The organism is Bacteroides sp. 90-K9/2, assembly GCF_047310725.1.
Lineage (GTDB): Bacteria > Bacteroidota > Bacteroidia > Bacteroidales > Bacteroidaceae > Bacteroides > Bacteroides vicugnae.
On record NZ_JBCGVL010000001.1, the window covers coordinates 1,032,672 to 1,045,592 of the forward strand.

Below are 12,921 nucleotides of genomic sequence, written 5' to 3' on the forward strand. Positions count from 1 at the left end.
TATACGGATTTATAAATCATAAATAGACAATCTCGGATATTTCGAATAAAGTCCGGTATTCTGCAACTCTTCCTTTTCAGGAATGCGGAACAGATAATATTTACTATTCGGAACAAAAGGAGTATTATCCGGTAAACTAATAATAGTATGTCCCTTAACCGATATTTCTTTGCCACCCACAGTAATCTTTCCATCATATTCCTTACGTTCCACTGATTGTTGGTTACGAATAAGGTCAGTCAAAGCAAAACCTTCACCCCACAATTCTTTACGACGCTCTTTCCATATTTCCTGTATCAACGCATCACCGGTTTCCGTAACTGCATGCGCAGTTTTACCTTCCTTCATACGGGCATTACGCAAAGTCTGTAACAACTGTTGTGCTTCACCCTCTTTACCTGCTAAATGAGCAGCCGCTTCAGCTTTAATCAAATACATCTCCGAAGTACGCATCAATACTAAATCCGCCAACATATTGTCGAGGTCTTTAAATATGAATTTCTTATTCAACATAGCCCAGTCTCCATAAGCCGTCTGTCCCCAACCGAATAAATCCTTACGGTAGTCACCATCTTCAAACTCTTCCTTGAAATAAGGATCGGCATTGAGGTTTGTATAACCATCGGATGTGCAATCCTTGAAATAAAACAGATAACAGGGCATATTATCGTCAATTGTACATGACAATCCCCACATCCACTCTTTATTGGTATAATCATTAAAGCCACTCTTATATTCATTCTCATTCATTAAATAAGAATTGATAGCTAAAGCATCCGTCGCATAATCATACGCCTTCTGCCAGCTACGAGCATATAGATGAGTACGTGCCAGCAAGCCCAATGCAACAGAATAATCAATCTGATACTGGGCATTCGCATCATTCCCATGTGAATAGTTTTCAGGAATAAACAACAAGGCATCTTCCAAATCACTCAGAGCTTGAGCAAAAACTTCTGATACACTAGAAGCAGGTTTTCCTGTCAAAGCTACTTCGTTATCTGTTGGTTCAGTATATATTGGAGCGCAAACAGCATTCGGATCTTTGTCGATGGCAAAAGAATAATGTGTAGCCAAAATCATATATGCGTACCCACGTGTAGCCAATGCCTGTCCTTTGATCCTGGCCTTATCTTCTTTAGTTCCCGCCACATCGTCTATATACTTCAATATGCCGTTACAATTATTAATCGGATCATACATCAAATCCCAAAGCACGCCATTATACTCGCCGCGTGAATATCCGTTTGTCAGGTTATAACTGCCGGAGAAACCATAGCTTCTTGTTCTGACAGCGTCTGAACCGGCAAAATCGTCATTCAACATTATGGAACCCATACCAATAGATGCATAAGTGGAGCCCGTATTAAAGATATAGTTCCATGCGCCCCTCAACACACGTTCCGCATTCTTCGTATCTTTATATACATTCGGAGCATCCAATGAAGTGGTAGGAGTAGTATCTAAATCACATGACACCACTGCACATACCATCAAAATAAGTCCACATACATTTTTAAGTTTTATCTTCATTGTTGTATTCATTTTAAAGTTTTACATTGATACCAAATGAAATTGTCTTCATAGCCGGATAACGGAAAGAAGCCATACCACTGACCGGCTGTTCCGGATCAAGTCCCTGCTGCTTACTGAATGTCAGCATATTTTCACCTTGCACAAATACGCTTGCATCTTTCAAAGTCAGTGGGTGCAACCATTTCTTCGGTAAGTTATAGTTGAGTGTTATTGTTTTTAAACGAAGGAAAGAACGATCTACCAGCCAACGTGTAGACGAGGAAGTAAACTTGCTTGTACCATCCTGTGTCAACCGGGGAATATTTGTATTTGTATTTTCTGGTGTCCAACGGTTCAAGAGTTCTTTACTCATACTATCTCCATTACCACCGTTTACTCTCATCAGCATCGTTATATCATTATTATAGATTTTTCCACCGATACCATAAGAGAACAACATAGATAATGACAGATCTTTCCATGTAAGATCTGACTGGAAACCTCCACTTAATTTCGGCAAAGAGCTACCAGCTTTTACCTTCTTATCAGAAGTCAGAGCCGAATAGTCATCTGTTAAATGCCTCATGCCGTCAGCATCATAATAAGCCCATTGCGCACTTCCGGTTTCGGGATCTACACCACCCCATTCATACAACCAAAAGTCATACAATGAACCACCCTGTACCCATTTCTTACTACCTTGCCACATTACTTCCGTGGGCAACTGCACTATTTTGTTTTTATAAGTCGTCATATTAACCGACAACCGCCATGTCCAGTCACGAGTCAATACAGGTGTAGCATTTACAGTAAATTCCCAACCGTAGTTTTTCAATTTTCCAATATTGGCATCAATAGAACTAAAACCGGAAGAAAGTACTAAATCACGGCTGAACAGCAAATCTTTGGACGCACGGTTAAAGTATTCAATCGTACCATTGATGCGGTTATTCAAAAAACCGAAGTCCAAACCGACATTAAAGTTCAAGTTCGTTTCCCACGACAAATCAGGAGTTGCCAGACGAGAAGCGTGAAGAGTAGTCTCACCCAAGAAGCTACCGATACCGTATAATTCTTGATACGCATAATAACCCACATTATCATTTCCCTGAGCACCATAACTGGCACGAATACTTAGGTTTGACAGCCATTTGTCAGCAACACCTTTCATAAAAGACTCCTGATGAATTTTCCAGGAAGCCCCAAACGACCAAAATGTTCCCCAACGATTGTCGGGATGAAAACGTGATGATCCATCAGTACGCATGGACGCCGATAAGAAATAACGCTGATTGAAAGCATATTCGGCACTTCCGAAATAACTAAGTAATTTATACTGATCGCTATTTCCACTGAAACCTGTCAATGTAGAAGCTGCGTCCGGTTCAAAAAAGCCATCAGTAATGACACCGGAACGTGATCCTCCGAAGTTGGAAGTATTGTACTCATAATATTCTTGACCTGCCATCAAACGAATATTGTGGAGTTCTTTGAATTTATGCTCCCAATTTACCACATTATTGAATGTCATACCTGTAGTCCGATAATTGCGCTTACTAACCGAACCTACCAAAGGTTCTTTTCCATAAGTGGGATTAGTATAATCATGCGAAAATTTACTGTTGTAATCTATGCTCAAAGACATCTTATAGGATAATCCCTTAATCGGAGCAATCTGCAAATATCCGCGTACCGAAGCCGCATCCCTCTTTATCTCATTCTTGTCATAGGGCATAGATTGAACAAAATTATAACCGCGGTAAGAACTCTTGCGATAATTTCCGTAATCATAGATTTTATTTCCATCGTCACCGAGCAAATACTCACCGGTATCGGGATTCCGCTCGTAAACCGGATAGAATGAAGGTAATGAACGTGCAGCCAATACAATATTACCGATTGCAGTATCATCCTGCTTCGGATAATCCTGAATAGAATGGGTACCCGAAACGTTCAAACCCACCTGTAACCAGTCACGCAGATCGGAAGTGATATTAGAACGCAATGTATAACGCTTGAAGCCAGAACAGATATATGCCCCTTGATCGTCCAGATACCCCAACGAGAAGTAATATTTCGTATTCTTACTTCCACCTGAAATTCGAGCACTTAAATCCGTATAGTGTGCGTCTTGCGTTAAAGCATCCTCCCAACTGTCGTCCCACAATGGTGTAGCTCCTGCCACCAATTTACCATCTACCCCAACCGGCTGGACATATTTGCTTCCATAAGGATTAATGCCAATAGCAGATATTAACTCGGATGAAGATCGCTGTGCAGCATCTTCTGCCGAATGACCATCGTTTATATATTTATTACGCATAGCTTCCCATTGCAACATAAAATAATCATTGGTACTTAACTGGTCATAATCTCTTACCGCACGACTTGAAAAACCGAATTTAGCAGACAACTCGATAACCGGAGCAGACTCGACTCCCTGTTTGGTGGTAATCATGATTACACCGTTTGCAGCACGCGATCCATACAACGTAGCAGCCGCAGCATCTTTCAACACAGTAATAGAAGCAATATCCTGTGAAGAAATGGAAGACAAAGCACCGTCGTAGGGAACGCCATCCACTACGTAAAGCGGAGTGGTAGATGCATTGGCCGAACCAATACCACGGATATAGATACTAGCATCTTCTCCGGGTTGTCCACTCGTTGAGAATGATTGTAAACCTGCCACACTTCCTTGTAATGCTTTTGAGACACTACTTACTTGTGATGACGCAATCAACTTTTTATCAACAACTCCGGCCGAACCGGTAAATGTAGATTTCTTAACAGTTCCGTAAGGCACAGTAATGATTACTTCATCAACAGCCAAAGAAGTTTCTTTCATCTCCACATTGATCGTAGTACGCCCTTTTACCGGAACCTTCATTGTTTCACAACCAATATACGAAAAGATAAGAGTTCCTTTACTATCCACTTTCAATGAATAATTGCCATTAACTGAGGTTACTGTGCCCTGCTGTCCATTGCTACCTTTCACAACAATAGTCACACCTGCCATTTCCTCTCCATGAGTAGAAACTTTTCCTCGTACAGTGACATCCTGCGCGTAGCTAGCCATACATAGGAAAAGAGCACATAAACAGCCGATACTTTTAATAAAGGCTACATTCAAATAAGAAAACAAAGAATTGGGAGCATGATAATTCATTTGCATGTTATTTATGGCTTATAGCCTCCCCGGATTGAGCAGTAAATAAAAAAAGGCATGGGAGTCTGTACTTCTGCTTATCCCGAACTCAGGCTCTCGCATTGCCCATCTACAAGGATAAGCAACACAGCTAGCCCACGCCAAGACGAGATATACAGAACATTATGCAAAGCACAATGTTTGATAACACATCCTTAGTGAACGCTTCCGTTGCCTTATCTTCTTGTAGATTTCAAATTTGCGAGATTTGAGTTCAGAAGATAACGTTTGGTAAACGCCTTTCTTAAATAAAAAAAACACCCCACCGCCCCCTCCGGAGCTAGCTGGATATCGCAAATATAGAAAGTTAAATTAAGAACTACAAACTTTATTTCACTTTTTTCCTTTCTATGAGCGTTTTGAACTAAATTCATAGTTACAAGGATTAATCTAACGCAATACTATTTTTAGTAACTCTTCTTGGAACTGCTATTTTCTTCATTCCTATGAATTTACGTTCAACAGTTGTGGAACGTAAACTAGAATGCAGTTCAAAGTATTATTAGTAAAAAACAGGAAGTTAAATACTGCATTAAGACAGCTTACCTCTTACTAACTATTGGAAGCTACCATTTAGTTCATCTCCACTCCTATTAAAACATTTTTGGTGCAGTCGACCTACCCTAATTGTTTTTTCAAACATTAGTTCTTCCAAAAATGTTATATTTGCAAACTTGAATCAGATTAAAAAACAAAATATGAAATATATCGGAGCACACGTTAGCGCATCCGGTGGCGTTGAATTCGCCCCCATTAATGCGCGCGAAATAGGAGCAAATGCTTTTGCATTATTCACCAAGAATCAACGTCAATGGGTAAGTAAACCTTTAACGAAAGAAAGTATCAACCTCTTTAAAGAGAATTGTGAGAAGTACGGTTTCCAACCGGAATATATCCTGCCACATGACAGTTATCTTATCAATCTGGGGCATCCGGAGGAAGAGGGACTTCAAAAAAGCCGTGCCGCTTTTCTGGACGAAATGAAACGTTGCGAACAGCTTGGTTTGAAACTTTTAAATTTTCATCCCGGTAGCTCTCTCAATAAAATATCAACAGAAGATTGCCTGTCGCTTATTGCAGAAAGCATTAATCTTGCTTTAGAAAAAACAAACGGAGTGACAGCCGTTATTGAAAACACAGCCGGACAAGGTAGTAATTTAGGAAGCGAGTTCTGGCAACTGAAATATATCATCGACCGGGTAAACGATAAGAGCCGGGTAGGTGTTTGCCTCGATACTTGTCATACTTATACTGCAGGTTACGACATTGTCAATGAATATGATAAAGTTTTTGATGAATTTAACAAGGAAGTGGGATTCAACTACCTCCGCGGTATGCACTTGAATGATTCTAAAAAAGCATTAGGTACCCATGTTGACCGCCACGACAGCATTGGTGAAGGATTGATTGGCAGAGCTTTTTTTGAAAGATTGATGCAAGATTCCAGATTTGATAATATTCCGTTAATACTCGAAACCCCAGATGAAAATAAATGGAAAGAAGAAATTGCATGGCTAAGAAGTATGGAATAATGAGATAAAAAGACTGGAAAATACAAGTTATAGAACATATTTTTGAAAATTATTCAACTTTTCTATGATTGTATTGAATAATATATATATCTTTGCACCCGTAAGCTTTTGAACTTTAAAGAGCTTACGGGTTTCTTTTAAAACAAAACGAACTAAATTATTGCATAAACAAAAAACAACACATATGAAGAAATTTTGGTTAGCATGTACAGTGATTATTGCAATGGGTGTAAGCAGCTGTGTAGACAGTGATAAAGACTTATACCAAGAAGCTCCAGGAGCAGAAATTAACCCCTCTAACTTTTCTACTATACAAAAAGTACAAGTAGAAATTGACTATTCTAATTCTGAATCAAGAGTTCCTTTCTCCATTTATGATGGAAATCCATTGATTGAAGGTGAAAACACTACTATTCTAAAAGAAAATGTTCAGCCATTAGATGGTGCATGGACAGATGAACAAGGCAGATTCACTACAACAATAGAATTGCCGGCTTATGTATCTAATGTGTATATCGTTTCTACATCACCTTTTGCCAGACAGGCAATACCCGGAAAAATAGTTAACGGTGTTTTAAAGGTATCAGACACAGATGAACAGCCTACGACTAGAGCGTCTTATAAAGAATCAACAAAATTTGATGGAAATCGGTTTAATAATCTAGGATGGAATACTAATCTCGGCTCATTTGATAAACGTAGTGGGGTTATTGATTATGCTTATAAAGGTAACGATCCTAAACTCACTTTGAGTAAATCTGAAATGAATGAATTGCGTACTACTGTAAATAAAGTATTAAATACATTAGGAAGTTGTCCAGAGGGATTTCGCACTCCTGCCGATTTATATGTTGAAAAAGACGAAACAGCCGTAGTTCTAACCGCATTAAAAGGATGGACCTGCTGGAACAGTTCATTAGGCTACTACTATTACCGACTTGACCAAGTTCCTGCTAGCCTGAAAGATGCAAAGGTATATGCTATATTCCCAAACACCCAAATGACTTGGAATAACGGAAGCCTTCAAGCTTCTCCACAAGGCGTAAAAGAAGGCACTGCTGTACAGCTAAAATATTTTGATGATCCTGAACATCCGGAAGGGACAAATTTCCCCAAAGGATATAGCATCGGTTTTGTTCTAGCATGTAACGCATGGAACACCTATTTTACAGGCTTCAATAGCTATACCCAAACCGCAGGATTTTATGCTAGCTCCACCAAAGGATTTAGCACTAAAGTGAATAGCAATATAGATGTACGTACGGCTATGTTTAAAGATAAAAACAACAACATTGCTATCGCTTTTGAAGATTTCATGGATGACCAGAACTTTACAGATGTTGTGTTCTCCTTAAAAGCCAATCCTGAAATCACCAATGTTCCTCCTGTAGATGAAGATTTAAATACAACCATCGAAAAGACAGGTGTATACGCATTTGAAGATGAATGGCCTAAAGCTGGTGATTACGATATGAATGACGTATTGGTTCAGTATACTTATCAAAAAGTTTTCAATATATATAATGAAATTTTAAGCGAATCATTTACGCTTAAAACTTTATATAATAAATCGACTGTATTTACTAACGGATTAGGTTTCACTCTTTCAAATGAGGGAAACGCACAGTCAACTGAATACTTTATTAGAAAAGAAAATGAAAAGGACTTTACTGTAGCTTCGGGAGCTGACAAATTTACTCGTGAAAGTAATGCAATCATATTGACTGATAACGTCAAAACAAACCCGAATGCCGAATATAAAGTAACATTCAAATACGGAGATAAAAACTCGAATAAAAAGCAGGAAACATCAATCGATGCATTCATATACCGTCCTAGTAAAGAAGGTAATCGCCTGGAAGTTCATAGTCCAATGCAAAAACCGACTTCTAAAGTAGATACTTCCCTCTTCGGACAATATGACGACCGTTCAAAACCTAACGAAGGTATCTACTATGTATCGGATCAAGAGAATATTTACCCTTTTGCATTCTACCTGTCAAATGCCAATGTAAATGATATTGCAGAATTAAAAAACTTCGATAAAAACGAGAAAAAACCTATCAGTGAAATCTATCCTAAATTTATAGACTGGGCTAAATATGGTACAAACCCCGATTGGTATAAGAAAAAATAAGTATTTAATATACTGAAAGAATAGCTGGAAGAATCTCTCTTTCAGCTATTTTTATATATCAAGGACCAGAATCTAAAGATGAAATACTTAATAAATATTCGCCATACTTACTAAAGGTTCATACAATTTTTCTATATCCTGTGAGTCCATTTCTATTTGAACCTGATCGCCAGGCATTAATTTCTGCCCCTTGGGAGGCCAGTTCTTACGATCACGATGTATATTAATGATCATACAACGTTCTGGCAAACGAAGTTCGTCCACCATCTTTCCATCCAAATAGGAGCCACTCATTACTTCTACAGATAGTGTATAACGGGGTTCTTCCGTAAATGCAGGTGAATGAATCATATCGTCATACAAAATAACATTAAACGGCTTGATCTGAAGCATTTCCGTAAAGTAATAAGTTAATCCCCCTACAACAATGGAAGGATAAAAGACTTCCAAATGCCCTGTAATCTCGGTTATTAGTACAATAGCTGTCAAAGGGGTACGGATTACTGCTACAAGGAATGCAGACATACAAATCAACATGATATAGCTGATATTCTCATAAGCAATAACACCTTGTTGAACCATAATCAATCCTACTATTTGTCCAAGAAGTCCTCCCGTCACCAGTGTCGGGATAAAACTTCCTCCCGGTAAACCCGAAGAAAAAGAAAAAGTGCTAAAAACAAAATGCAATAACATCATGCCAACAATCCAGAGGATATGTGTGTCCGGATGCATAGCTTGTGATAACAAGAACTGTTCGCCTCCTCCGGTCAGATTAAACTCGGCCATAGAAATTAGAAAAGCTATAAAAAGCAAATACAGCATCTTCACGTATTCCGGATGCTTAATGCCAGGGTAAATACGTTTCACCTGAAGAGTGGTGACAGAAAAGAACTTTCCAAAAACAGAAACGACTGCTGCCAACAAAAGAAACAATTTCACTTGTCCCCAGAAAGTCATTCCCGGTACAATAGCATCAATATGAAAATAAGGATTAATCGGGAAAATCCAACTAGCAACTCCACCTGCCACTACTCCTGCCAGAAGTGTGGTAATAGCTGTTTTAGGTGCATCGAACCGCTCGATAGATTCGATCACCAACAATGACGAAGCCAATGGGGCAGCAAAAGCTGCCGCTAACCCGGCACCGGCACCAGCGGACAATAACTGTTTCCGTTCACCGCTAAGCACCCTCCCCCATTTGGATACCAGATATCCTACATACGAACCTATTTGTACAGAGGGACCTTCACGCCCCAAAGACAATCCGGTACTTAATGCAAGTATTCCCCCTACAAACTTTGCCACCAATTCCAGAAAAGGATGTTTATAATCAACCCTGCCATTGATAACTCCACGTGTTTGCGGAATACCCCCACCGGTAATAAGCGGCATTTTCTTTACCAACCAGGATACGAATACAAGTATTCCCCACATCAAAAGAAAAAGAGGTATGTACCAATACCACTTAGGACGAGAATCAAAGAAATCGTGACGGAGATTAAAGAAAAACTGTAATAGGTAATGATAAGGCACAGCTACAAGTCCTGTCAGTAATCCTACGAAGATACTGACAAAGTACAGTCGGGCATCAATCAACTTCAGTTTAAAAATACGCCAACGACCTTTATCTTTTATCTTTTTTATCAGTCGAAACATTCAGCCAGCCTTACATTGTTTTTATACGTAGGACATACAACAATCAAAACCCTGCTGTGGTTTTCGAACTAATGAAGATTTAATTTCTAATTATTTTCCCATCATATTCAAACGAAGGATAGCATGCACCATAAAATAAGAACCCAGTGCATTATAATCAGTGTCACGAATGGCAGTAGCGGTTATCGTGCGTATCATGGAAATGTCCTGATGAAGAATATCATATATTTTGAAGCGGATTAGTAACTGTTTCCTCTTCAAAAAGGCTTTTGACAGCTGGCAGTTCCACATGAAATTTGCTTTGGCATAACCCTCATAACCATATCCGGTACGGAGAAAATAAGTCAGGTCATTATATAATTCCATCCCCCAGGGAAGATAAAGCTGCAATTCGGTCCCTGCCTGATAATCAAAAGTTTCAGTACGCTTCTCCCGTACATCATTATAAGAATTGTTATAAGTCAGGCCAACAAGCCCTGTAAGTTCCATTTGGCGGGTACGATAAGTAATCCGTAGACGTTCACGTCCCGTTAAATGCTGTACGGAAGTTTTCACCGGTTCTTCTTTGTTCAAGGTTGTATAGCCATTCTGATTCCGGTATTGCAGATAGGAGTAAGTACGAAATATCCAGTTACGATTCTTAAAAGGGGTATTGAGAGAAAAAGAACCCATGGCCCGCCAATTACCATTCATATTGACCGGAGATGTAGTTCGTACACCAGTTTCACTATCATAAGTCACCTGATTGGTTACATTGTTAATGGTATTCTCGAACAAAGCGGTAGCTACCATATTTCGCTGATGTTTGGTATTGTAAGAATTGAAATTCAGCGTAAAAGTATTCATATATGAAGGCTTCAACGAAGGGTTTCCGACACGGATATTCAAAGGGTTGGTACGGTCGGTCACAGGTTGGAGATCACGTATATTAGGCTGTTTCCCTTTTCCCCTATACACAATTTGCAAACGGGTGCGTTTTGAAAACTTATAGCGGAAATTGACAGTAGGCGAAAAATTCATGACCGATCTTTCCAACTGATCTTCGGGAGCATCACTCAACAATGAATGGCTAACAGACTTTTGAGGTTCAAAATCAACACCAATATTATAATTGTACTTTTTTTGCGAGGTACGTATCGCAAGATTTACTAAATGATTACTATATTGATTCTCAAAACGGTTACTGGATTCTTCATCAAAGTCAGGAGCAAACTCTTCCAATTCCTTATCCCAGTCATAGACAAAGCGATCAGAATTGTTCACTCTATACTGATAACTGTAACGCAGTTGCAGGAAATGCCGCCACGGTAATGGCTCTACATACACCAACTGCACCCGGTAATTGAATCCGTCAACATCATCCTCTATTTTCTGATTCTGAATCTTCTTCGTATTATTTTTGAAGTACCGGGTAGTAGAAAGGTTCGTCCGCTCTGTAGCTGAAGCATTAGCACCATAGTCTACCTTCAAAGCAACATTTCTCCCCAGACGACTCAATTTCCGACTAAGCTGCAACATCAGTGCCAGATTATACCGGGAATTATGATTAGTGCCGGAGGACTCTCTCTCATTCAGCAACACATCATTCCCCCACCCTTCCTGAAAACCATTATTCTCTCTATCATTGGCTGCGAAACGATATTGAGGACGGAAAATCAATGTAGTAACAGAATCCATTTTCCATTCAAGAGAAGCATTGGCTACCAGTTCGTGATTCTGTTGCCGACTATGACTTGTGCCCAGATTGATTGATCTATCTTCCCGGAGAAAGTTGTCGACTGTGGTACGGCTATCTTCCAAACGATCGGTGCCAACATATTGAACATTTGAACGTAATTTAACGCGCTTCCAGTCATAAGTTGCATTAAGCCCCAATGAGCGGGAGGTAGTCAGTCCCATCCGGCTACGGATATTGCCTGTTGAACTGGAAGATTCATTCTGTAATTCCGAGAATCCCTGGTTATTGGTATTATTCAGATTCCCGATAATGGTTAATTGAGAGTTTTCACGAAAACGGTTCAAGGTATTGGCTAATTCATAACGGTCTTTACTTCCATATCCTCCCATAAAATTCTCCATCCAGCCCCGTTTCATATTTTTTTTCACAGACAAGTCCAGAATCATCTCTTCCTCTCCGTCATCTATTCCCGTAAGACGTGCCAAATCCGATTGACGTTCATACGCTTTTAACTTCTCCACCATCTCCACAGGAAGATTTTTAAGAGCGGCTTTCGGATCATCAGAGAAAAACTCTTTACCGTCCACCAAAATCTTTTTTACTTCCTTGCCATGTATCAGCAACTTACCGTCTGCATCTATTTCACCTCCCGGAAGCTGTTTTACCAATTCTTCAAGCATTGAACCTTCGGGAGTACGATAGGCAGAAGCGTTGAATACCGTTGTATCCCCCTCTGTCACCGCCATTGGAGCCTGTCCTACTACCACAGCTTCATCCAAAGCATAACTTTCCGGAGTCAGATTTATATCCCCCAATTCATAAGAAGAACTTTTGCTGGAAATGGAAACGGGATGAAAAACCGGCTTATATCCGATATATGAAACCTGTAATAATAAAGACTTCGCTTTAGTTGCATGATTAGGAATGGAAACGGAAAGTTGAAATTTACCGATAGCATCCGTAGCGCCGCCGCCCAACAATGTACTATCCGGTAAAGCTAAAAGCCGGACCGTAGCAAACGGTACCGGCTGATAAGTTTCAGTATCAATCACACGACCGGAAAAACGTTCTTTGCCGGACTGAGCAAAAACAGTCAAACTAATCAGTAACAAGACATAACAAGTAATCAAACGGTACTGAAAAGAATAAATATGGCTGTCTATGTTCAAATTGTGTTGATTTAGTAAAA

Annotated in this window: 6 protein-coding genes; 2 read left to right on the forward strand and 4 right to left on the reverse strand. The window is 39.6% G+C overall.

The features are described 5' to 3' along the window. Positions 1–9: 9 nt before the first annotated feature. Positions 10–1,533, reverse strand: a complete 1,524-nt coding sequence (locus AAHJ11_RS03990) for a RagB/SusD family nutrient uptake outer membrane protein (RefSeq protein ID WP_148364552.1) — start codon at positions 1,531–1,533, stop codon at positions 10–12. 13 nt (positions 1,534–1,546) lie between these two features. Then, a complete protein-coding gene (locus AAHJ11_RS03995) occupies positions 1,547–4,693 on the reverse strand; it encodes a TonB-dependent receptor (RefSeq protein ID WP_320983291.1) in 3,147 nt (1,048 codons plus the stop codon). A gap of 731 nt (positions 4,694–5,424) precedes the next feature. Here AAHJ11_RS03995 and nfo point away from each other — a divergent pair. Beyond that, positions 5,425–6,258, forward strand: coding sequence for a deoxyribonuclease IV (nfo, locus tag AAHJ11_RS04000; protein WP_217722961.1), 834 nt, complete (start codon positions 5,425–5,427; stop codon positions 6,256–6,258). 184 nt (positions 6,259–6,442) lie between these two features. Continuing rightward, positions 6,443–8,395, forward strand: a complete 1,953-nt coding sequence (locus tag AAHJ11_RS04005; RefSeq protein ID WP_320983290.1) for an LruC domain-containing protein — start codon at positions 6,443–6,445, stop codon at positions 8,393–8,395. Between the two features lie 87 nt (positions 8,396–8,482). On the opposite strand, the gene AAHJ11_RS04010 is transcribed toward AAHJ11_RS04005, so the two are convergent. After that, on the reverse strand, positions 8,483–10,054 hold the full coding sequence (locus tag AAHJ11_RS04010) for a ClC family H(+)/Cl(-) exchange transporter (RefSeq protein ID WP_148364549.1): 1,572 nt from the start codon (positions 10,052–10,054) through the stop codon (positions 8,483–8,485). Between the two features lie 90 nt (positions 10,055–10,144). Beyond that, positions 10,145–12,901, reverse strand: coding sequence for an outer membrane beta-barrel protein (locus AAHJ11_RS04015; protein ID WP_413579092.1), 2,757 nt, complete (start codon positions 12,899–12,901; stop codon positions 10,145–10,147). Positions 12,902–12,921 lie beyond the last annotated feature (20 nt).